The 22,021-nt window shown below is 67.8% G+C and carries 22 protein-coding genes and 1 tRNA gene; 10 read left to right on the top strand and 13 right to left on the bottom strand.

Annotated elements, in window-relative coordinates; translation table 11 throughout:
* Positions 1–11 precede the first annotated feature (11 nt).
* The 3 genes from rpsO to ACQY68_RS01250 all read left to right on the top strand — a co-directional run bounded on the left by rpsO (position 12) and on the right by ACQY68_RS01250 (position 4,527).
* Positions 12–281: a 30S ribosomal protein S15 gene (rpsO, locus tag ACQY68_RS01260; RefSeq protein WP_428151204.1), complete on the top strand. Its 270-nt coding sequence runs from the start codon at positions 12–14 to the stop codon at positions 279–281.
* A 245-nt stretch (positions 282–526) separates the two neighbouring features.
* Positions 527–2,761, top strand: a complete 2,235-nt coding sequence (gene pnp, locus ACQY68_RS01255) for a polyribonucleotide nucleotidyltransferase (RefSeq protein ID WP_428151203.1) — start codon at positions 527–529, stop codon at positions 2,759–2,761.
* Positions 2,762–2,865: 104 nt separating this feature from the next.
* On the top strand, positions 2,866–4,527 hold the full coding sequence (locus tag ACQY68_RS01250; RefSeq protein ID WP_428151202.1) for an MDR family MFS transporter: 1,662 nt from the start codon (positions 2,866–2,868) through the stop codon (positions 4,525–4,527).
* Here the strand turns inward: ACQY68_RS01250 and ACQY68_RS01245 are convergent, their stop codons facing one another.
* Positions 4,528–4,920: a hypothetical protein gene (locus ACQY68_RS01245; RefSeq protein ID WP_428151201.1), complete on the bottom strand. Its 393-nt coding sequence runs from the start codon at positions 4,918–4,920 to the stop codon at positions 4,528–4,530.
* A 300-nt stretch (positions 4,921–5,220) separates the two neighbouring features.
* The gene (rph, locus tag ACQY68_RS01240) at positions 5,221–5,955 is read right to left on the bottom strand and encodes a ribonuclease PH (protein ID WP_428151200.1); all 735 of its coding nucleotides are present in this window, start codon (positions 5,953–5,955) and stop codon (positions 5,221–5,223) included.
* A gap of 76 nt (positions 5,956–6,031) precedes the next feature.
* Here rph and ACQY68_RS01235 point away from each other — a divergent pair, with 76 nt between their 5' ends.
* The 3 genes from ACQY68_RS01235 to grpE are packed head-to-tail and all read left to right on the top strand — an operon-like array spanning position 6,032 to position 8,291.
* Positions 6,032–6,580, top strand: coding sequence for a GNAT family N-acetyltransferase (locus tag ACQY68_RS01235; protein WP_428151199.1), 549 nt, complete (start codon positions 6,032–6,034; stop codon positions 6,578–6,580).
* On the top strand, positions 6,577–7,665 hold the full coding sequence (gene hrcA, locus ACQY68_RS01230) for a heat-inducible transcriptional repressor HrcA (protein ID WP_428151198.1): 1,089 nt from the start codon (positions 6,577–6,579) through the stop codon (positions 7,663–7,665). Before ACQY68_RS01235 ends, hrcA begins: the two co-directional genes overlap by 4 nt.
* Positions 7,662–8,291 carry a nucleotide exchange factor GrpE gene (gene grpE / locus ACQY68_RS01225; protein ID WP_428151197.1) on the top strand — a complete coding sequence of 210 codons (630 nt, stop codon included), beginning with the start codon at positions 7,662–7,664 and terminating at the stop codon, positions 8,289–8,291. The genes hrcA and grpE overlap by 4 nt, the downstream gene beginning before the upstream one ends.
* A gap of 385 nt (positions 8,292–8,676) precedes the next feature.
* Here grpE and ACQY68_RS01220 read toward each other — a convergent pair whose 3' ends face one another.
* The 3 genes from ACQY68_RS01220 to ACQY68_RS01210 all read right to left on the bottom strand — a co-directional run bounded on the left by ACQY68_RS01220 (position 8,677) and on the right by ACQY68_RS01210 (position 10,679).
* Positions 8,677–9,573 (bottom strand): dienelactone hydrolase family protein, encoded by an 897-nt coding sequence (locus ACQY68_RS01220; RefSeq protein WP_428151196.1) that lies wholly within the window; start codon positions 9,571–9,573, stop codon positions 8,677–8,679.
* Positions 9,574–9,648: 75 nt separating this feature from the next.
* Positions 9,649–10,254 (bottom strand): alpha-ketoglutarate-dependent dioxygenase AlkB, encoded by a 606-nt coding sequence (locus ACQY68_RS01215; protein WP_428151195.1) that lies wholly within the window; start codon positions 10,252–10,254, stop codon positions 9,649–9,651.
* A gap of 11 nt (positions 10,255–10,265) precedes the next feature.
* Positions 10,266–10,679 (bottom strand): hypothetical protein, encoded by a 414-nt coding sequence (locus tag ACQY68_RS01210; RefSeq protein ID WP_428151194.1) that lies wholly within the window; start codon positions 10,677–10,679, stop codon positions 10,266–10,268.
* Between the two features lie 318 nt (positions 10,680–10,997).
* On the opposite strand from ACQY68_RS01210, the gene dnaK reads away from it, so the two are divergent.
* The 3 genes from dnaK to dapB all read left to right on the top strand — a co-directional run bounded on the left by dnaK (position 10,998) and on the right by dapB (position 15,030).
* Positions 10,998–12,902: a molecular chaperone DnaK gene (gene dnaK, locus ACQY68_RS01205; RefSeq protein ID WP_428151193.1), complete on the top strand. Its 1,905-nt coding sequence runs from the start codon at positions 10,998–11,000 to the stop codon at positions 12,900–12,902.
* A gap of 165 nt (positions 12,903–13,067) precedes the next feature.
* Positions 13,068–14,258: a molecular chaperone DnaJ gene (gene dnaJ / locus ACQY68_RS01200; protein ID WP_428152707.1), complete on the top strand. Its 1,191-nt coding sequence runs from the start codon at positions 13,068–13,070 to the stop codon at positions 14,256–14,258.
* Positions 14,259–14,280: 22 nt separating this feature from the next.
* On the top strand, positions 14,281–15,030 hold the full coding sequence (dapB, locus tag ACQY68_RS01195; RefSeq protein WP_428151192.1) for a 4-hydroxy-tetrahydrodipicolinate reductase: 750 nt from the start codon (positions 14,281–14,283) through the stop codon (positions 15,028–15,030).
* 195 nt (positions 15,031–15,225) lie between these two features.
* On the opposite strand, the gene trmB is transcribed toward dapB, so the two are convergent.
* From trmB to hemC, 8 genes are all read right to left on the bottom strand, one after another.
* On the bottom strand, positions 15,226–15,927 hold the full coding sequence (gene trmB, locus ACQY68_RS01190; RefSeq protein ID WP_428151191.1) for a tRNA (guanosine(46)-N7)-methyltransferase TrmB: 702 nt from the start codon (positions 15,925–15,927) through the stop codon (positions 15,226–15,228).
* A 39-nt stretch (positions 15,928–15,966) separates the two neighbouring features.
* Complete coding sequence (locus ACQY68_RS01185) at positions 15,967–16,329, bottom strand: hypothetical protein (RefSeq protein WP_428151190.1); 363 nt, start codon at positions 16,327–16,329, stop codon at positions 15,967–15,969.
* A gap of 221 nt (positions 16,330–16,550) precedes the next feature.
* Positions 16,551–16,928: a hypothetical protein gene (locus ACQY68_RS01180; protein ID WP_428151189.1), complete on the bottom strand. Its 378-nt coding sequence runs from the start codon at positions 16,926–16,928 to the stop codon at positions 16,551–16,553.
* A gap of 67 nt (positions 16,929–16,995) precedes the next feature.
* Entirely contained in the window at positions 16,996–18,195 is a 1,200-nt protein-coding gene (metK, locus tag ACQY68_RS01175) for a methionine adenosyltransferase (RefSeq protein WP_428151188.1), read from the bottom strand.
* Positions 18,196–18,293: 98 nt separating this feature from the next.
* Entirely contained in the window at positions 18,294–19,031 is a 738-nt protein-coding gene (locus ACQY68_RS01170) for a carbonic anhydrase (protein ID WP_428151187.1), read from the bottom strand.
* A gap of 61 nt (positions 19,032–19,092) precedes the next feature.
* Positions 19,093–19,168 (bottom strand) — tRNA-Thr (locus tag ACQY68_RS01165).
* 40 nt (positions 19,169–19,208) lie between these two features.
* A complete protein-coding gene (locus ACQY68_RS01160) occupies positions 19,209–19,892 on the bottom strand; it encodes a uroporphyrinogen-III synthase (RefSeq protein WP_428151186.1) in 684 nt (227 codons plus the stop codon).
* Entirely contained in the window at positions 19,889–20,821 is a 933-nt protein-coding gene (gene hemC, locus ACQY68_RS01155; RefSeq protein WP_428151184.1) for a hydroxymethylbilane synthase, read from the bottom strand. Before hemC ends, ACQY68_RS01160 begins: the two co-directional genes overlap by 4 nt.
* Before the next feature lie 43 nt (positions 20,822–20,864).
* Here hemC and tsaD point away from each other — a divergent pair, with 43 nt between their 5' ends.
* Positions 20,865–21,998, top strand: a complete 1,134-nt coding sequence (tsaD, locus tag ACQY68_RS01150; protein WP_428151183.1) for a tRNA (adenosine(37)-N6)-threonylcarbamoyltransferase complex transferase subunit TsaD — start codon at positions 20,865–20,867, stop codon at positions 21,996–21,998.
* Positions 21,999–22,021 lie beyond the last annotated feature (23 nt).

Here is a 22,021-nt window from a genome sequence, read left to right as displayed (position 1 = left end):
GGAGAAACACGATGTCGATTACGCCCGAGCGTAAGAACGAAGTCATCACCGAGAACGCCCGCACCGCAGGCGACACCGGTTCGGCCGAGGTCCAGGTCGCGATCCTTTCGGAACGCATCGCCAACCTCACCGAGCACTTCAAGACGCACAAGAAGGACAACCACTCGCGCCGCGGCCTGCTCAAGATGGTCTCGCAGCGTCGTCGCCTTCTGGACCACCTCGTGAAGGTCGATCGTGAGCGTTACACCGCTCTGATCACCAAGCTGAACCTGCGCCGCTAAGCGCAGCACGCGGAAACAGTTTCGAGGCGCGGGCCACGTCCGCGCCTCTTTCCGCATCCAGAGACCAGCCGCGCACCACGGTTTTCACCGGTGCAGACGCGAGGGCCAGAGCGGTCCTCTTTACTCCCGGATCGATCGTCATGGGGCGGCCGGTCCATGGATCGAAGGACTGAACGCCCGACGCATCCAGCCCCACTGATGGGACCCCGGCCGGAATACGCCGCCCGGGATACGAAAGACGAAACATGTTCGATATCAAACGCAAGACGATCGACTGGGCCGGCCGCCCGCTGACGCTGGAAACGGGCCGTATCGCCCGCCAGGCCGACGGCGCCGTTCTGGCCACCTATGGCGAGACCATCGTCCTGGCCACCGTCGTCTACGGTCGCGCGCCCAAGCCGGGCCTGGATTTCTTCCCGCTGACCGTCAACTACCAGGAAAAGACCTTCGCCGCCGGCAAGATCCCGGGTGGCTATTTCAAGCGTGAAGGCCGTCCGACCGAGAAGGAAACCCTCGTCAGCCGTCTGATCGACCGTCCGATCCGCCCGCTGTTCGTGAAGGGCTTCAAGAACGAGACCCAGGTCGTCATCACCGTGCTGCAGCACGATCTCGAGAACGATCCCGACATCGTCGGCATGGTCGCCACCTCGGCCGCCCTGACCCTGTCGGGCGTGCCTTTCATGGGTCCGATCGGCGCCGCTCGCGTCGGCTACATCGACGGCGAGTTCGTGCTCAACCCGACGCTGGACCAACTGCCCGAGTCGCAGCTGGACCTGGTCGTCGCTGGCACCAAGGACGCCCTGATGATGGTCGAGTCCGAAGCCAAGGAACTGTCCGAGCAGGTCATGCTGGACGCCCTGATGTTCGCCCACCGCGGCATGCAGCCCGTGATCGACGCCATCATCGAAATGGCCGAGCACGCCGCCAAGGATCCGTTCGACTTCACCGCCGAGGACCACTCGGGCGTCGTCACCCAGATCCAGTCGCTGGTCGGTGAAGACATCAAGGCCGCCTACACCCACCCCGGCAAACATGCCCGTCATGAAGCCGTCGGCGCCGCCAAGAAGAAGGCCTCGGCCGCTCTGGTGAAGACCGACGAGAACCCTGACGGTGTGGAGAGCGCCAAGTTCGGCGTTGCCTGGAAGGAATGCGAAGCCCACGTCCTGCGTCGCGACATCATCGACAACGCGCACCGCGTCGACGGTCGTGCGCTCGACAAGGTCCGCGACATCGTCTCGGAAGTCGGCGTCTTCCCGCGCACCCACGGTTCGGCCCTGTTCACCCGCGGTGAGACCCAGGCCATCGTGGTCGCCACCCTGGGCACCGGCGAAGATGAGCAATACGTCGACTCGCTGGCCGGCACCTACAAAGAGAAGTTCCTGCTGCACTACAACTTCCCTCCCTACTCCGTCGGTGAGACCGGTCGGATGGGCGGCGCGGGCCGTCGCGAAATCGGTCACGGCAAGCTGGCCTGGCGGGCGATCCGTCCGATGCTGCCGACCTCGGAAGAATTCCCCTACACGATCCGCATCGTGTCGGAGATCACCGAGTCCAACGGTTCGTCCTCCATGGCTTCGGTCTGCGGCGCCTCGCTGGCGCTGATGGACGCGGGCGTGCCCCTGAAGAAGCCCGTCTCGGGCATCGCCATGGGCCTGATCCTGGAGCCGTCGGGCGAGTTCGCCATCCTGTCGGACATCCTGGGTGACGAGGATCACCTGGGCGACATGGACTTCAAGGTCGCCGGCACGCGTGACGGCATCACCTCGCTGCAGATGGACATCAAGGTCGCCGGCATCACCGAGGAGATCATGAAGAAGGCCATCGCCCAGGCGTCGGCCGGTCGTCTTCACATCCTCGACGAGATGGACAAGGCCATCGACGGCGCCCGCACCGAGCTGGGCGAATACGCGCCGAAGATCGAATCCATCAAGGTTCCGGTCGACAAGATCCGCGACATCATCGGCACCGGCGGCAAGATCATCCGCGAGATCGTCGAAAAGACCGGCGCCAAGATCAACATCGAGGACGACGGCACGGTGAAGATCGCTGCCTCCGACCAGGAGAAGATCGACGCCGCCAAGAACTGGATCTCTTCGATCGTGTCCGAGCCCGAGCCCGGCATGATCTACTCCGGCAAGGTCGTGAAGGTCGTCGACTTCGGCGCCTTCGTGAACTTCTTCGGCGCCAAGGACGGCCTGGTCCACGTGTCGCAGATCAGCCTCGAACGCGTCGCCAACCCGGCCGACGTCCTGTCCGAGGGCCAGGAGGTCAAGGTCAAGTTCCTGGGCTTCGACGATCGCGGCAAGACCAAGCTGTCGATGAAGGTCGTCGATCAGTCGACGGGTGAAGACCTGACCGACAAGATCAACGCCGAGCGCGCCGAACGCGGCGAGGCCCCCCTGACCGAAGACACCGGCGGCGGCGGCAAGAAGCGTGAAGGCGGCGGCGATCGTGGCCGCAGCCGTCCGCGTCGCGACTAGGTTTCGGCGTCACCGCTGAATGAACGAGGCCCCGCTGGCAACGGCGGGGCCTTTTTCGCGTCCGGTGGTGGACAGGTTGTCGCAAGGCTTTCAATCATCGGCCCATGACCGATGTCGAACCCCAGACCTTCAGCCCGCTGGAAAAGCGGGTGACCCTGATCGCCCTGATGATCGTCTTCATGCTGTCGGCGCTGGATCAGACGATAGTTTCGACCGCCATGCCGCGTATCGTGGCCCAGTTGTCGGGGCTCGACCTCTATCCGTGGGTGACGACCGCCTATCTTCTGGCCTCGACGGTCATGGTGCCGATCTACGGCAAGCTGTCGGACATCTATGGAAGGAAGCCGATCCTGGTCATCGGCATCGTCCTGTTCATGGCCGGGTCGATGTTGTGCGGTCTGGCCGGAGAATTTGGCGACCTGCCGTTGCTCGGCGGAGGGATGGTGCAACTGATCGTGTTCCGCGCGATCCAGGGTCTGGGCGGCGCCGCCCTGATCACATCGGCCTTTGCGGTCATCGCCGACCTCTATCCGCCGAGGGAGCGCGCCAAGCTGGGCGGGCTGTTTGGCTCCACCTTCGGCCTGGCCAGCGTCATCGGTCCGTTGATCGGCGGTTTCTTCACCGACCTGCCCACCGTCAACCTGCTCGGCTATGACGTCGCGGGCTGGCGCTGGGTCTTCTACATCAACCTGCCGCTGGCGGGGCTGGCCCTGTTCATGATCCTGGTCGAGATGCCGCGCCTGACGCACAGGACGGGCGGCAAGATCGATTTCGCGGGCGCGGGCCTGCTGCTGACCACCTTCGTGCCCTTGCTGCTGGCGCTGAGCTGGGGCGGGACGGCGGGCTGGGCCGCGTCGCACATCCTCGGCCTGTTCGCGCTTTCGGCAGTATCCCTGGCCGCCTTTCTGTTCGTGGAGGCCCGGGTCGAGAACCCGATCGTTTCCCTGTCGCTGTTCCGGAACCGCACCTTCGCCACGGCCAATCTGTCGGCCTTCCTGATGTTCATGGCCTTCATGGGCATGGTCTCCTTCCTGCCGCTCTACATGCAACTGGGTCTGGGCCTGCCCGCGACGACCAGCGGCCTGGCCATGATGCCGCTGACCCTCGGTTTGATCGCGGCGGCGACGGCCTCGGGCTTCCTCGTCAACAAGCTGGGTCGCTACAAGATCGTCATGGTGTTCGGCGCGGCCCTGACGTCGCTGGCGGCCTTCCTGCTGTCGCAGACGCCGTCGGACGCCAGCCTGTTCGATCTGATGTGGCGGGTGACCCTGCTGGGTCTGGGCCTCGGTCCGGCCCAGAGCGTTTTCAACCTTGCCTCCCAGAACGCCGTGCCGCGTCACCAGCTCGGCGTCGCCACGAGCGCGGGGCAGTTCTTCCGTCAGGTGGGGTCCACGGTCGGCGTGGCGGTGTTCGGCGCCGTCCTCACGCACAATCTCGCCGCACCGATGATGCGGACCGCGGATGCTGCGCCGACGGCCCGGATCCAGGCCCTGTCGCTGGCCGATCTGGAGAAGCTGGCCCTGTCGAGCCGGACCCGCGCGACGTCGGGCGAACCGACGGCTGCGACCGTGGATCCGCGAGTGCGGGAAACGGTCACGACCGCGATCCTCGGCGTCATCTTCGCCGGCTTCCTGGTCTGTCTGCTGGGCCTGCTGTCGACCCTGCTGGTCCCGAACCTGCGGCTTCAGGACAGGAACAGGACCGATCCGCTCGATGGCCGGTCGTTGGGCGAAGCGCCCGGAGAACCGCCGGCCGATCCGGCCTGATCAGGCGGCGCACTCGGCGGGCTTCGCCTCGCCCGGGCCGTACTGGCCGCAGGAGCGGTCGATCTCGTCCTGGATCAGGGCGCAGGCGTTGGCGGGATTGCAGGGCGGGTGGCTGGCCGGGCTGACCATGGTGCAGCGTTCCGCCAGCCGGACGGCGGCGGCCTCGCCGATGCTGTCCGTGCAGGTCCGGTCTGCGGCGCCCAGAAGCTCGCCCTCGGGCACGCCTTCCTCTTCCTGCGGCGGGGCGTCTTCAGGCATGACCGGCGTCTGTGCGACTGCCGTTTCTGCGGTCGCGGCCTTCTCGGGGGCAGAAGTCGTCTCGGGCGCGTTACAGGCAGTCAGCGAGAAGGCCATCAGGCCGATGAGGGCGAGGGCGGCGGGCACACGAACCATGGCGGCGTCTCCGGGCGATCTGAAGGGCGCACGATGACGCTGTTCTGTCTCGCTGGAAAGTCCGGTTCGTCATGACGCCAAACACCGTGACGAAAGGTGACGAAACGGACGAAATCCGTCGCGACCTTTCAGGAGATCAATGGGTTGGCGTTTCGGCCCCGCTTCTCCCAAGCCAGACCGGGTGACACAAGGGACGAAATGCTCGCAGAATTTTCCAAGACCGGATTCCGAGGTGGGGCCAGGCGATCCGGCCCGCAAGGCGCGCGCAAGAATAAATTCTTACGTGCTGGCGTCGAGGATTCAGCTCTTGTCGGCGAGGGCCTGATCGACGGCCGCCTTCTGCAGGGCGAACAGCTGCTCGCAGCCGACTTCGGCCAACTGGAACAGGCGGTCGAACTCGGGGCGGGAGAAGCCGCGCTTCTCGCCGGTCGCCTGGATCTCGACGATGGTTCCGGAGCCGGTCAGGACAAAGTTGCCGTCGGCCTCCGCATTGGAATCCTCCTCGTAGTCGAGGTCCGCCACCGGGGTGTTGTCGAAGATTCCGCAGGAGATGGCCGCGACCTGATCGAGGATCGGGTCGGTCTTCAGCACGCCCTCGGCGCGCAGGTAGCCGAGCGCCGTGGCCATCGCGACCCAGGCGCCGGTGATCGAGGCGGTGCGGGTGCCGCCGTCGGCCTGGATGACGTCGCAGTCGATCAGCACCTGACGCTCGCCCAGCGCCTTCAGATCGACGACGGCGCGCAGGCTACGCCCGATCAGGCGCTGGATTTCCTGGGTGCGTCCGGTCTGTTTGCCGGCGGCGGCCTCGCGACGGCCGCGCGTATGGGTGGCGCGGGGCAGCATGCCGTATTCGGCGGTGACCCAGCCGGCGCCCTTGTTGCGCATCCAGCCGGGGACATTCTCCTCGACCGAGGCGGTGACAAGCACCTTGGTGTGGCCGAACGAGACCAGGCAGGAGCCCTCGGCATAGCGGTTGACGCCGGTCTCGAGCGTCACGGTGCGGAGCTGGTCGGGCGTGCGTTCGGAGGGGCGCATGGGGGAAGTCCTGAAAGCGAGGATCGAAATCGGTGAAGACGTTGGCGTATCGGGCCGGGCTGCTTATCGTGAAAGCGTGAGCCTGTATCCCCCCAACCCTGTCGTGAGGCTGCGTCCCGCGACGCCGGACGACGCCGCGACCCTGACGGCCTGGGATCGCGAGCCTCACGTCATCGCCTGTTCCACCGACGATCCGGAAGCGAAGGTCGCTTTCGACGACATGGACTGGCCCGAGGAGCTGGCCCGCTCGGCCTATGACCTGACCTATGTGATCGCGGAGGTCGAAAGTCGGCCGGTCGGAGTCATGGCGGTTTGCGACCCCCACACCGAACCCAGCCACTACTGGGGCGAGATCGAGCCGAATCTGAGAGCCATCGACATCTGGATCGGACCGGCCGAGTGGTTGGGCCGGAGCGTCGGGACGCAGATGATGACCGACATGATCAACCGCTGCTTCGCCGAGCCCGAGGTCACCGCCATCGTCATCGATCCGCTGAATTCGAACGCCGCCGCCCACCGCTTCTATCGGCGGCTCGGGTTCGTCGTCGAAGGGCGTCGGATGTTCGACGCGGACGACTGTCTGGTGATGCGGCTGACGCGCGCCGACTGGGCGGATCGGGCATGAAGCCGCCGCTGAGCCCCCTGCTGGCGCCCCACTACGCCGGGCTTACCGCCCTGGACCAGCGTGCGCGCGATATCTTCCGCAGCGTGGTCGAGACCTATCTGGAGACCGGAGAGCCGGTCGGGTCACGGACCGTATCGAAAGGCGGGGTGCATCTGTCGCCCGCCTCGATCCGCAACACGATGCAGGACCTGACACTGGCCGGGTTGCTGGCCGCGCCCCACACTTCGGCGGGCCGGATTCCCACTCACGCGGGCCTGCGCCTGTTCGTCGACGGACTGCTGGAGATCGGCGACGTCGGGACCGAGGAGCGGCGCGAGATCGACGCCCGGCTGATCGGGCGCGGCAAGGGTTTCGAGGAGGCGCTGAACGAGGCTTCGAGCCTGCTGTCGGGTCTGGCCGGCGGGGCGGGGATCGTCGCCTCTCCCGTCCGCGACGCGGGCGTGAAACATGTGGAGTTCGTGGCCCTGGGCTCCGGTCAGGCGCTGGCGGTGCTGGTGGCCGACGACGGCACGGTCGAGAACCGGTTGATGCCGCTGGCCGCCGGGGTGACGCCCTCGATCCTGCAGGAGGCGTCGAACTTTCTCTCGGCGCGCATGAAGGGGCGGCTGCTGTCGGAGGCGCGTCTCGAGATGGGGGCCGAGCTGGCCGCGGCGCGCAGCGAACTGGACGCCGCTGCAGCCCGGCTGGTCGAGGACGGACTGGCGGCCTGGTCGGGCGGGGCGGACCGGGAGCGGTCGCTGATCGTGCGAGGGCGCGCAAACCTGTTGCAGGACGCCGGCGCCGCCGAGGATCTGGAGAAGGTCCGGGTCCTGTTCGACGATCTGGAGCAGAAGGAACAGCTGATCGGCCTGCTCGACGGGGTCGATGCGGCCCAGGGCGTGCGCATCTTTATCGGCGCCGAAACACGACTGTTTTCGCTTTCGGGTTCCGCTGTCGTCGCGGCGCCCTATATGACGGGCCGCCAGCGGGTTCTGGGCGCCATCGGCGTGATCGGACCCGCGCGACTGAACTACGCCCGCATCATCCCGTTGGTGGACTACACCGCCCGGGTGCTGGGGCGAATCCTGGACGGACAAGACACGTGACCGATACGCAAGACCCGAACGACCTCGAAGCCCGGCTGGACGAGGCCCTGGCCAACGCCGAACACGGGCTGGACGCTGATCCGGAGAGCCTGCTGCCGCTGGACGCCGTCATCGCCGAGCGCGATGAGTGGAAGGACCGCGCCATGCGGGCCGCGGCCGAGGCCGACAATGTCCGCCGCCGCACCGAAACCCAGATGAACGACGCGCGCGCCTTCGCCATCCAGCGCTTCGCCAGGGACCTGCTGGGCGTGGCCGACAATCTGGAGCGCGCCCTGATGGCGGCGCCCAAGAACGCCGACGCGGGCGAGGCCGGTCTGGTGACGGGCCTGGAGCTGACCCAGAAGTCGCTGTTGCAGGCCTTCGAGAACAACGGCTTGAAGCGGGTCGCCCCCGGACCGGGCGACGTCTTCGACCCTCACCTGCATCAGGCGATGATGGAACAGCCCTCGGCCGAGGTTCCGGGCGGAACGGTGCTGCAGACCATGCAGGCCGGCTTCGAACTGTTCGGCCGCACCGTGCGTCCGGCGATGGTTGTGGTGGCGGCCAAGGGTTCGGGCCCGCAGGGCGCGAACCCTTATGGTTTGGCGCCCGGCGCCAATGGCGGGACGTTCGACGGCAAGGCGTGATGGAGACAGCCCGCCGCTATCAGGGTGCTGTGATCCGAGACGTATTGCGGCAAAGCGCAATAGCTTTGGGTTTCACACTCGCTCTGACACTGTGTCTGGTATTTTCGGGGCAGGCTCGGGCTATTCTCGAGCCGCTGCCGATTTCTCGGAGCGGGCACGACTATGTCGTAGTCGTCGGGTTTTTGGGCCTGTCGGCCGTGATCTTTTGGACCGTATCTGCCGGGATGCTTTTTACGACTCCGGAACAGCACGACAGAGTCACATCGAAGCGACGCCATACGGTGCCAGAGCGAACACGGCATTACCTGTGGCCGGACCCCGCGGATCCTGATTATCGCACGCCTGTTTGGCGATATTGGTTATCAAAGACCCGGTAGCGGAGAGGCTATTTCAGCCTAGCCTCGAAAAGGGCCAGTAGCCGCGCCCAGCCGTCGGCGGCTGCGGTCGGGCGGTAGGAGGCCCGATAGTCGGCGTGGAAGCCGTGCGGGGCGTCGGGATAGAGCTTGATGCCGCTTTCGGTCGCTCCGGCCGCGGTCAGGGCCGCCTGCATGGCCGCGACGGTGTCGTTGGGGATGCCCTGGTCCTGGCCGCCGTAGTTGCCGATGACCACCCCCTTGAGGTCGCCCGCCAGATCGACCGGGTAGGGGCGACCGGCCTCGACCTGTTCCGGAGTGGCGGTCGGCGACGGCGCGAGGCGGCCGTACCAGGCGACGCCGGCATCGATGGCGGTGAAGCGGGCCGCCGCCTGCCAGACCACCTTGCCGCCCCAGCAGAAGCCGGTGATCCCGACCTTGTCGACATTGGCCCAGAGCTGGCCCGAGGCCCATTCCAGCGTGGCGTCGATGTCACCCATGACCTGTTCGTAGCCGGCGGCGGCGACGATGGCCTGGATGCGCTGCATGTCCGCGAGCGGGGCCGGGTCCTCGACGCGGACGAAGAAGGCCGGAGCGATGGCGGCGTAGCCTTCCTTGGCCAGGCGGCGGCAGACGTCCTGGATATAGGCGTGCAGGCCGAAGATTTCCGACACCACGATCACGACCGGGAAGGGGCCGTCGCCCTCGGGCCGGGCGACATAGGCGGGCAGGTCGAAGCCGTCGGAGGGATAGGAGACCATGTCGGTCGCCAGGCCTTCGGCGTCCGTGGTGATCGGCCGGGCTTCCTGGGCGAGGGCGGCGACGGCATAGCCGGTGAACATGGCCCCGGCCGTCAGCCCGCCGAGAGTGCGGCGCGAGACGCGGAAATCTTCGGCGGTCTGGCCTTCGGGGCGGGTCAGGACGGTCATGGGCGTTTCCTTCTCGATTTCCGGCGGGACTGTGACGAGGCCTTTGGCATCCGTCGAGTCACTGGCCTGTGAAGGCTATGCCGCACGCCGCAGGGTCAGGTTGATCCGCCCGCCGCCGGAGACGAGTCTCGACGACCCCGCCAGCAGCCGGTCGACGCCGTGTCGGGCCAGCCGGGCGGGGCCCGTGAGGGCGCAGACGTCGCCTGAGTTCAGCTTCAGCGACCGGGTCGGCCCCTTGTCCGCTGGACCGATGCGGAAGACGGCGGTGTCGCCGAGCGAGACCGACAGGACGGGCGCGCCGAGGTCGGCCTCGTCCCTGTCCTGATGCAGGCCCATGCGGGCGTCCTCGCGGTAGAGATTGACCAGACAGGCGTCGGGCGGCTCTGGCCAGCCGGTCAGGTCGGCCCACAGGTCGAGAAGACCGGGCGGGATCGGCGGCCAGGGCCTGCCCGTGCCGGGGTGGGTCGGCTGGTAGCGGTAGCCGGCGCGGTCCGAGACCCAGCCGAGCGGACCGAGATTGCTCATCCGGACAGAGAACGGCTTTCCTCCGGGGGTCACGGGTCGGTAGAGGGGCGCGATGTCGAGGGCGGCCTCGACATCGACCAGCAGGGCGGCCTGCGCGGCCTCATCCAGCCTGCCGGGCCAGTAGCGAAAACCGGGGAGGTCGGGGAAGGGCTGCATCCCCTTCAGCCTTATCGCGTGAAGTAGTAGTCCGCGACCTGGCAGGCGTTGACGCCGCCGCGCTGCAGGGTCTGACCGTTGTCGAACTCGGCGCGCAGCGAATAGCGGCAGGCGCCCGAGCCGTCGTCGATCGTCACCACCACGCTCTGGCCCGGCGCGAGGATGCCGGACCCCAGCAGGTCGTCGCCCCAGTCCCCGCCCGCGGAGGCGTAGAGGTAGGTCATCGGCCAGCCGGTCTGGTTGTGGATGCGGACATCGCGATTGTAGGCGTCGTTCGACTGGCGAACGAGGACCCGCGTGGGGGCCGCAGCGATCCGTTTCGACGCCGATTGCGCCGCCGCCTGCGTTCCCGCCAGCCCGAGCAGGGTCAGACCCATGGCCGTGACAAGGGCGGAATGGCGGAGCTTGCGAGGCGGGGAACGCATGTCGGGGTCCTGAAGGGCGGGCCCGTGACCCGCAATCAACCCCCAGAGTGCCCGAGAGCAAGCCTCAAAGCACCTGATGACCCCTGACTCCGCCTGATTCGGACTGCGGAACGCATCAAGCCCTTGCGGGGCATGGCGACTTTCCCATATCCCGACCAGCCCGAGAGACCCCGCGATCCGTGGGGTTTCACGGTAATTGAACCCAACCTGCCGTGCTCGCGCCCCCGCGAGGCGGCGCAAACAAAACGGGGGCGGTCACGCGCGGCGCTTTCTGATAAGGCCGCCGCATCGCCCGCCAGACGGAGAAAAGACAGGCTCATGGCCAAGATTATCGGTATCGACCTCGGCACCACCAACTCCTGCGTGGCCGTCATGGACGGCAAGAACCCCAAGGTGATCGAAAACGCCGAGGGCAACCGCACCACCCCGTCGGTGGTCGCGATCCAGGACGGCGGCGAGACCCTGGTGGGTCAGCCCGCGCGTCGCCAGGCGGTGACCAACCCCGCCAATACCTTCTTCGCCATCAAGCGCCTGATCGGCCGCAATTTCGACGACCCCGTCGTGGCGAAGGACAAGGGCATGGTGCCCTACGAGATCGTCAAGGGCCCGACCGGCGACGCCTGGGTGCGCGCCAACGGCAAGGACTACTCGCCGCAGCAGATCTCGGCCTTCACCCTGATCAAGATGAAGGAGGCCGCGGAGGCCTATCTGGGCGACAAGGTCACCCAGGCCGTCATCACGGTGCCCGCCTACTTCAACGACAGCCAGCGTCAGGCGACCAAGGACGCCGGCAAGATCGCCGGCCTGGAAGTGCTGCGCATCATCAACGAGCCGACCGCGGCGGCCCTCGCCTACGGCCTGGACAAGAACGACGGCCAGAAGATCGCGGTCTATGACCTCGGCGGCGGCACCTTCGACGTTTCGATCCTGGAGATCGGCGACGGCGTGTTCGAGGTGAAGTCGACCAACGGCGACACCTTCCTGGGCGGCGAGGACTTCGACGTCCGTCTGGCCGACTATCTGGCCGACGAGTTCAAGAAGGAACAGGGCGTCGACCTGCGCCAGGACAAGCTGGCCCTGCAGCGCCTGCGCGAAGAGGCCGAAAAGGCCAAGAAGGAGCTGTCTTCGGTCGCCCAGTACGAGGTCAACCTGCCGTTCATCACCATGAACGCCTCGGGCCCGCTGCACCTGAACATCAAGCTGTCGCGCGCCAAGCTGGAAGCCCTGGTCGACGACCTGATCCAGCGCACCATCGAGCCCTGCGCCAAGGCGCTGAAGGACGCGGGCCTCAAGGCCTCGGACATCGACGAAGTGGTTCTGGTCGGCGGCATGACCCGCATGCCCAAGGTGCAGGAGGCCGTGAAGGCCTTCTTCGGCAAGGAGCCGCACAAGGGCGTGAACCCCGATGAAGTCGTGGCCCTGGGCGCCGCCGTTCAGGCCGGCGTGCTGCAAGGCGACGTCAAGGACGTGCTGCTGCTGGACGTGACCCCGCTGACCCTGGGCATCGAGACCCTCGGCGGCGTCTTCACCCCCCTGATCGAACGCAACACGACCATCCCGACCAAGAAGTCGCAGGTCTTCTCGACCGCCGACGACAACCAGTCGGCCGTGACCATCCGGGTGTTCCAGGGCGAGCGTCCGATGGCCCAGGACAACAAGATGCTGGGTCAGTTCGACCTGATGGGCATCCCGCCCTCGCCGCGCGGCATGCCGCAGATCGAGGTGGCCTTCGACATCGACGCCAACGGCATCGTCAACGTCTCGGCCAAGGACAAGGCGACCAACAAGGAACAGTCGATCCGCATCCAGGCCAACGGCGGCCTGTCGGACGCCGACATCGAGAAGATGGTCAAGGAAGCCGAGGTCAACGCCGCCGCCGACAAGATCCGCAAGGACCTGGTCGAGGCCCAGAACGCGGCCGACAGCCTGATCAACTCGACCGAGAAGGCCTTGGCCGAACACGGCGACAAGGTCGGCGCGGACGAGAAGTCGGCGATCGAGACCGGTCTGGCCGAGCTGAAGACGGCTCGCGATGGCACGGACCCGGAAGACATCCGGACCAGGACCAACACCCTGGTCCAGGCTTCGATGAAGCTGGGCGAGGCCATGTACGCCCAGAACGCCGGTCAATCCGGTGACGAAGCGCCCGCCGACGACGGCGTGGTCGACGCGGAGTTCGAGGAAGTCTCGGGCGAAGACGACGACCAGAAGAAGAGCGCCTAAACGCTGTGGTCCTCCCCTGTTCGGCGGGGGAGGACCGTGGCTTTCATGAAACTTGCATCATGCCGACCGGCGCCCATGTCTCTCATGGGTCGCCATTCCGCTTGCGCCTTGGAAAAAGAGACGTGATCGGAATGTTCGGGGTTGGCTTAGGGACGTCTGCGCATGGTGCGTGATTATTACGAGGTGCTGTCGGTCGAGCGGACCATCGACGCCGCCGGCCTGAAGAGCGCCTATCGCAAGCTCGCGATGGAGCACCATCCGGACCGCAACGGCGGCTCCGAAGAATCCATGGCCCGCTTCAAGGAAATCTCCGAGGCCTATACGGTCCTGTCGGACGACCAGAAGCGCGCCGCCTATGACCGGTTCGGCCACGCGGGCGTGAACGGCGGCGGAGGCGGTGGCGGCCAGCAGGGCTTCCACGACGTCAACGACATCTTCTCCCAGGTCTTCGGCGACGCATTCGGTGACGTCTTCGGCGGCGGCGGACGGCGCCAGTCGAACGGCCCGCGCCGCGGCTCGGACCTTCGCTACGACCTCGAGATCACCCTCGAGCAGGCCTATCAGGGCGCCGAGGTCGAGATCGCCGTGCCGACGACTGCGGCGTGCGAGACTTGCGAGGGTTCGGGGGCCAGGAACGGCGCCAAGCCGACCACCTGCTCGACCTGTCAGGGCGCGGGACGCGTGCGTCAGGCCAACGGATTCTTCCAGGTCGAGCGCACCTGCCCGTCCTGCGGCGGTCAGGGGCAGCGGCTTTCGGCGGCCGATACCTGCGGGACCTGTCACGGTCACGGTCAGGTGCGGAAGACCCGCAAGCTGTCCCTGAAGGTGCCGGCCGGCGTGGACGACGGCTCGCGCATCCGTCTGTCGGGCGAGGGCGACGCCGGAACGCGCGGCGGCCCGCGCGGCGACCTCTATGTCTTCCTGTCGGTCACCCCGCACGACCTGTTCGAGCGCGACAATCTCGACCTTCTCTGCACCGTGCCGGTGCCGATGACGGTCGCTGCGCTCGGCGGCGACATCGAGGCGCCGTGTCTGGTGTCCGAGGCCTGCGACGGCCAGTGCAAGGCCCCGGTCTCGGTCCCCGCAGGCGCCCAGACCGGCAAGACCATCCGCATTCGCGGCAAGGGCATGCCCCATCTGAACGGCCGCCAGCGCGGCGATCTGGTGGTCGAACTGTTCGTCGAGACCCCGACCGACCTGACGGCGCGCCAGAAGGAGCTGATGCAGGAGCTGGCCGCCTCCTTCGGCGACAGCCAGAACCCGCGCAATTCCTCCTTCGCCGGCAAGGCCAAGCGGTTCTGGGCCGATATTCTCGGCGCCGAGGACGACAAGGCGACGCGCGAGAACGCGCAGTGACGTGCGCCGGGGGGCCTGAGGCTTGAGCGAACTGTTCCACGTGGGGATTTCCGGCGCACGCGGCCGGATGGGTCGCGCGGTGTCCCAGGCGCTCGATGCGCGCGAGGACGTCATGGTCGCCGTCCGCTTCGACTGGGGCGAGACGCCGGACCTGAGCCTGTGCGACGTGGTCATCGATTTCTCGACGGCCGAGGCCTCCGTGACTCTGGCCCGGAACTGCGCGGAACGCGGCGGCCCGGCGCTGGTCATCGGCTCGACCGGTTTCTCGCCAGACCAGGAAGCGGCCTTGCAGGCAGCGGCGGAAAAGGTCGCCATCGTGCGCAGCGGCAACTTCTCGCTGGGCGTCAACATCCTGATCGGCCTGGTCGAGCAGGCGGCGCATCGGCTCGACGCCCGCGACTGGGACATCGAGATCACCGAGGCCCACCACAGGAAGAAGATCGACGCCCCGTCGGGCACGGCCCTGATGCTGGGCGACGCTGCCGCCTCGGGCCGGGGACACGAGCTGTCAGAGCTGCGCAGCGCCCCCTACGACGGCATCTCGGACGAGCGGAAGACCGGAACGATAGGTTTCTCCTCGGTCCGCGCGGGCGGCATCGTCGGCGAGCACACCGTCCTGTTCGCCTCGGACGCCGAGGTCCTGACCCTCAGCCACTCCGCCATCGACCGGTCCCTGTTCGCCAAGGGCGCCGTGGCCGCCGCCGCCTGGGTGCGGACGCGCAGGCCGGGGCTCTACGACATGCAGGATGTGCTGGGCTTCCGGCAGGCCTGAGGGCCGAAGGCCAATCCTGAATTCGGGGTTCGCTCCGAGGGTTCATCACCAAGAACACCACGGGATCGCGACGGTCACCACGGGGCCGCGCGCGTTGACGCATCGCCGATCCCGTCGTGCTCTTGGTGACACCATGGTGTTCGTGGTGATGAACCCTTTGATGGCAAGGTCAAGTTGGGCCTGCGGCCCGCGTCGCTAGACCCTCTCGAACTCCAGGAACAGCGGGTCGGTATCCCCCAGCCGTTTCTCCTCGTAGCGGGTCACGACGTGATCTTCGGGCGCGACCTTCCAGTCCGCCGTCTCGTCGGCCAGCCAGCGCAGGCCCGGCGTCGCCAGGAACCGCTCCAGGGCCCAGCCGGCGTAGTCCTTCCAGTCGGTGACGAACCGGAGCCGGCCGCCGGGCTTGAGCTTCGACGCCAGTTCGGCGGCGAAGGCGGACTGAATCAGGCGGCGCTTGTTGTGGCGCGCCTTGTGCCAGGGATCGGGGAACAGGATCATGATCCGGTCCAGCGAGCCGTCGGGCAGGGCCTGGACCACCGCACGGGCGTCGTCGGCGTGCAGGCGCACGTTCTTGAGCCCGCCCTCCTCGATGTGGCGCAGGGCCGAGGCCACGCCGTTGAGGAAGGGCTCGCAGCCGATCATGAGGGCGTCGGGATGGCGGGCGGCCTGGGCGGCCAGATGTTCACCGCCGCCGAAACCGATCTCCAGCCATGCTACGCTCGCCCCGGGCATCAGGGCCACGAGGTCGATCGGACCCACAGACGGGTCCGGCACCTGCACCTGGGGCATCAGGGTATCGAACAGAGCCGCCTGACGCGGCTTGATCGGTCGAGACTTGATCCGCCCGAAGGTGCGGAGGGGCGTGTCAGGGCCATGCGAGGCGGGCGGGGTCGTCATGGCGCGCCTGTAGCCCGCCACGACGACCGTTGAAAGGCGTCAGTCGCCGTTCGTGCCGGAGATGCCTTCGTTGGTGACGACCACATATTCCAGGTCGCAGAAGTTCAGGCGTTGTTCCCAGGCGTCGCCGTCGGTGAAGGTGATTTTGACGTAGTAGTCGCAGGCGTCGTCGGAATCGTAGAACCGCATGGCGACGTTGTCGCCCGATTCCAGGATGCGCGTCGGCATCCAGTCTTCGCTGTAGGTGCCGCCCGGCTCGCCGGTCTTGAACGTCAGGATGGTGTAGTCGCTCTGGTTGACCAGATCGAAAGTGAAATAGTCTCCATCGGCCTGGGCCGAGGCGGGCGCAGCGCCGGCCAGCAGAGCGAGGGCGGCCACGGCGCCCATGATCATGGTTTTCATCAGAAAGTCCCCCGGACCGGGCGGAGATCGCCGAGCCTTTGGTGACATGCCTGCAAGGCCCGGGCCGCGTCAATGTCCCGCTGGTGAGCCGTCAGGAACGGTAATTATCCGGCTGGCGGCAGGGGTCAGTTTCCAGGGCCGCAGTCGGAAACGCGGCGAGACCCGGTCATCAACCGCTTCTTCCGCGAATTTTCGAAGGTTCAGCGACGACGGCGTGACGATCAGTCGGCGCCTTGCGGTGCCCGGGCGGGTTCTGCCGCGCAGACCAGGTTGATCCGGGCGGCCAGGCGGCTGTCGTGCTCGCGCTCGGCCAAGGCCAGGGCTCCCGGGCAGTCGCCGCCGTTGATCAGGGCGGCGGCCGCGGTCGCTCGTCGCTGGCGTCGCGGGCTTTGATCGGGATCGACAGCCACTGCCGCGCCGGTCGGCAGGTCCAGCATCTCCCTGCGCATTCGCTCGGCATAGGCGCTCTGGTCCTGCAGGGCGTTGGTCGCGATCGTCTGGGATGTCTGAAACGCCATGGCCGGGAAGGCCGGGGCGAGGGCGGCGATGACGGCGAGGCTTCTTATGACCATGGTCCATCCTCCGATGTGCAAACGCATAGGATCCCCGCGCCAGGCAAACGTCAAGAATGCGACCGGGGCGGGTCGAGCCCCGCCCCGTCGGAGATCAGGCCAGCGCCTTGAGCTGGTCGACCAGATCGGTTTTTTCCCAGCTGAAGCCGCCGTCCGCGTCCGGCGTGCGGCCGAAGTGGCCGTAGGCGGAGGTGCGGGCGTAGATCGGCTTGTTCAGGCCGAGGTGCTCGCGGATCGCACGCGGCGTGGCGCCGCCGATCAGGCCCAGGATCTTGTCTTCCAGGATCGCCTCGGTGACCGAACCCTTGCCGGTGCCGTGCAGGTCGACGTGGATCGACTGGGGCTTGGCCACGCCGATGGCGTAGGAGATCTGGATGGTGCAGCGGTCGGCCAGACCGGCCGCCACGACGTTCTTGGCCAGGTAGCGGCAGGCATAGGCCGCCGACCGATCGACCTTGGTCGGGTCCTTGCCGGAGAAGGCGCCGCCGCCGTGCGGGGCCGCGCCGCCGTAGGTGTCGACGATGATCTTGCGGCCGGTCACGCCGGCGTCGCCGTCCGGTCCGCCGATCTCGAAGATGCCGGTCGGGTTGATGTGCCAGACGGTGTTCTCGTCGGTGAAGCCTTCCGGCAGCACTTCGAGGATGTAGGGTTTGACGATCTCGGCGACGTCGGCCGACGACAGGCCGGCGGCGTGCTGGGTCGACAGCACGATCGAGGTGGCGCGGACCGGCACACCGTCTTCGTACTGGATGGTGACCTGCGACTTGGCGTCGGGCTCCAGACGGGTGTCGCCACCATGACGGACCTCGGCCAGGCGCTTCAGGATGTTGTGGCTGTACTGCAGGGTGGCCGGCATCAGCTCCGGCGTCTCGTTCGACGCGTAGCCGAACATGATGCCCTGGTCGCCCGCGCCCTCGTCCTTGTTCCCGGCGGCGTCGACGCCGACCGCGATGTCGGCCGACTGGCCGTGCAGGCGGTTGATGAACTCGAACTTCTCCCAGTGGAAGCCGGCCTGCTCATAGCCGATGTCCTTGACCGCGGCGCGCACGGCGGCCTCGATCTCGGCCTCGACGCCCGGCGCCCAGTTTCCGGCCGTGTCCATCACGCCCTCGCCCCGGATCTCGCCGGCCAGCACCACCAGATTCGTCGTCGTCAGGGTTTCGCACGCCACGCGGGCATAGGGATCCTTGGACAGGAACAGGTCCACGACGGTGTCGGAGATGCGATCCGCGACCTTGTCGGGATGGCCCTCGGAAACGCTTTCAGAGGTGAAGAGGAAGGAAGAACGGGACAAGGGGGATCGCTCCGGGCAGCCGCGTAACGGCGGGGTTGGCCGGAGACATATAAAGATATGCTTATATGATCAAGAGAGAGGCGCGCGCTCGCGTCGGTTCAGTGTTGTGACCGCAGCAGAAATCGACGGTGCAGCGGCTGGACCGGACGGGTGTTGCCGGGATGCAGTCGCTCGAACGTGTCGACCTGGGCCTGCGACACGGTGATCGGGTCGCTCAGCAGGACCCAGTCGACCGTCTCGCTGCATGGCGGCGTGGTCAGGGAGCCTTCGTAGCGGAAGAAGTCGCGACCGGTGGGCAGGAAGCCGTTCGGGTCCAGGGCGGGGCCAGCCGCCGTGGCGCCCAGACTGTCGATCACGGCCTCAAGCGGGGCGCTGGCGGCGCCGACCTCGGCGAAAACGCCGAGCACGCCGAGGACGCCATCCGGTCCGGCGTGGACGAAATGGATTTCCAGCGGGAAGCGCCGGCCATCGAGCAGATGCTCGGCCGGCTGGTGAATGTGGAACTGCAGAAGGCGATAGGTCTGTCCGCCCACCGCCATGGTCGACCCCGGGGGCGCGTCCTGCTGGATCGCGTGGCCGGTATCGCGGGCCGCGGCGGGCAGGGGCGACCAGTCGATGTCCAGCGCGCCCAGATCCGCGGTGATCGCGCCCTTCAGATCGACGGGGCTTTCCTGTTGCCCCACGGCGCAGGCCGCGTTGGCGGGGTCGAGCTCGGACCAGCGCTCCGGACCGGTCGCGCCGCCATAGGTCCAGGTCCCGGCATGAGGCGCATGCTCCTGCGCCGCCGCCGGGCCGACCAGAGCGAGCGCCGCCGTCAGGATGATATGAAACCGCATGATCGAGCCCCCCCGCTGTTCGCGACGATCCTACAGGGCGGGCGATGTCCTGGGGAGAGAGTGGTGCCGCTTAGGTGACTCGAACACCTGACCCCCGCATTACGAATGCGATGCTCTACCAGCTGAGCTAAAGCGGCCTGTCGGCCGGGGCTTGGCCCCGGCGACGGAAGCGGCTCTTTATACGTTGACCCCCGGCTTGCCAAGCGCTGCCAGGAGGGCGTCTTCGGTCGGGGCGGCGGCGATGCGGATTTCCCCGAAACCCGGGACGGTCAGAGGCGCGGCGGCGGCCGGCGAGATCGCAACGGCGATCCGGCGCCCGGCGGCCTCCGTCGACAGGCCTGCGGCCAGAGCCCGGCCGGCGCGGGGGGAGTGGATCAGGACGGCGTCCCAGACGTCCGGGACTGTGGCGACGGTCTCGATCGCCTCATAGACGGCAAGGGCTGTGATCCGGGCCGCATCGCCGACGAGGTCGCCGAGGTCTCCGGCCGGTTCGGCGGCGCAGGGATGCAGGATCGACAGGCCGGCGGCCTCGGCCCGGATCAGGGCGGCGAGGGCGTGGAGGTCGCCTCCGGCGGAGCGGACGTCATGGAAGCCCGCCTCCCGCGCCGAGGCGGCGGTGGCGTCACCGACGACGAAGACCGGCACGGAGGGCAGGCGAGCGCCCTCGGCGAACACCTTCACGGCGTTGCGGCTGGTGAAGGCGAGGGCCTGAACCCCGGTCAGGTCGGGGCGGGCGTCGAGGGGGCGGATGTCCAGCAAGGGGGTCACGACGGGCGTGAAGCCGAGGGCCGAGAGCCGTTCGGCGGTGCGGTCGGCTCCGGGCCGGGCGCGGGTGACCCAGACGCGGCGGAGCTCGCTCAAGGAACCGGGACGCTCTGATCGCCCGCCGCGAGATGGACCTGATGGCCCAGCTGTTCGCCGAGGGCGCGGGCGGCGTCGAGGCCTTCGACGACGGCCATCGTCCCGGCGCGACGCCAGCGGGCCGTACCGTCGGGGGCCAGCATCTCGGTGGTCAGGGTCAGATGGTCGTTATCGAGGATCGCGTGGGCGCCGACGGCCGTACGGCAGGAGCCTTCGAGAGCGATCATGGCCCCCCGTTCGGCGGCGATGGCGAGGGCCGTGGGGCCATGGTTCAGGGCGGCGATCCAGGCATGGTCCGTGTCGCTCTCGCGGGTCTGGAGGGCCAGGGCGCCCTGCCCCGGGGCGGGCAGGAAGGTGTCGGCGGACAGGTAGCCGCGCACCGCATCCGACCGGCGCAGTCGGTTGAGGCCGGCGGCGGCCAGCAGGATGGCGTCGAATTCGCCCTCGGCGGCGCGGCGCAGCCTGGTGTCGATGTTCCCGCGCAGCATCTCGATCTGCAGGTCGGGACGGAGCGCCAAAGCCTGGGCCTGACGCCGCAGGGAGGCGGTGCCGAGGCGGGCGCCGTGGGGCAGGGCGTCGAAGCCGTCCCAGTCGCGGCTGATGAAGGCGTCGCGGGCGTCCTCGCGCTCCGGGATGGCGGCGAGGGTCAGGCCGGGAGGCTGTTCGGCGGGGACGTCCTTCATCGAGTGGACGGCGATGTCGATGCGGCCGTCGATCAGGGCCTCCTCGATCTCCTTGGTGAACAGGGCCTTGCCCCCGACCTCCATCAGGCGGCGATCCTGGATGCGATCGCCGGTGGTGACGATCTCGACCAGCACGACCTGTTCGACGGTCAGGTCCATGGCGGCGGCGATGGCGCGCTGCATCATGCCGGACTGGGCGAGCGCCAGGGCGGAACGACGGGTGCCGATGCGGATCAGGGGGGGCATGGTTGCGCGGGTCCGGCGGGGTCGCTACCTCGACCCGATGAGTATGGGCGCGGACTATAGCAGCGAGACCGGGGCGACAACCGCTCCGGCGCCGGGCGGCGACCTCACGGTGCTGGGTCTGGAGACCAGCTGCGACGAGACGGCGGCCTCGGTCGTGCGGCTCACGCCGGATGGCGTGGCGACGGTGCTGTCGTCGGTGGTGCACAGCCAGATCGACGACCACGCGGCCTTCGGCGGCGTCGTGCCCGAGATCGCGGCGCGCAGCCATGTCGAGATGATCGACGGCGTCGTCCGTCGCGCCATGGCCGATGCGGGCCTCGGCTACGGCGAACTGGACGGGGTGGCGGCCACGGCCGGGCCGGGTCTGGTGGGCGGGGTCATGGTGGGGCTGGGGTTCGGCAAGGCCGTGGCCCTGGCGCGAGGCCTGCCGCTGGTGGCTGTGAACCATCTGGAGGGGCATGCGGTTTCGGCGCGGCTGGGGGCGCAGGTGGATTATCCCTTCCTGCTGCTGCTGGTGTCGGGCGGACATTGCCAGCTGCTGGAGGTGCGCGGGATCGGCGACATGAGCCGGCTGGGCACGACCATCGACGACGCGGCGGGCGAGGCCTTCGACAAGATCGCCAAGGCCATGGGGCTGGGTTACCCCGGCGGGCCGGCGCTGGAGCGGATGGCCGAGGACGGCGACGGGTCGCGCTTCGACCTGCCGCGGGCTCTGCTGGGGCGCAAGGATTGCGATTTCTCCTTTTCGGGACTGAAGACGGCGGCCTCGCGGCTAGCCCCGACCTGCGAGACGGATCAGGACCGGGCCGATCTGGCCGATGCCGTGCAGAACGCGATCGCCCGTCAGCTTTCCGAGAGATCGGACCGGGCCATGGCCGATTATGCCGACAAGCATGACCACCGGCTGTTCGTGGTCGCGGGCGGTGTCGCGGCCAACAAAACGGTGCGACGCGTGCTGGAGGCGACGGCGGCGAAGCGCGGCTTTGATTTCCTGGCCCCGCCGATGGCCTATTGCACCGACAATGCGGCGATGATCGCCTTGGCGGGGGCGGAACGGCTTCAGCTCGGGCTGGTTTCGGATATCGATGCGCCCGCCCGCCCGCGATGGCCGCTGGACGAGGCGCGCGCGCTGGCCGATCCTGTCCATCCGACCGGGCGCAAGGGCGCGAAAGCCTAGCCTCAAGCAGCCACGCTCCGCGA

Source organism: Brevundimonas sp. (genome assembly GCF_965278935.1).
In the GTDB taxonomy this organism is placed as follows: domain Bacteria; phylum Pseudomonadota; class Alphaproteobacteria; order Caulobacterales; family Caulobacteraceae; genus Brevundimonas.
The sequence above is the reverse complement of the archived record's forward strand: the minus strand, read 5'-3'. Positions and strand labels throughout refer to the sequence as shown.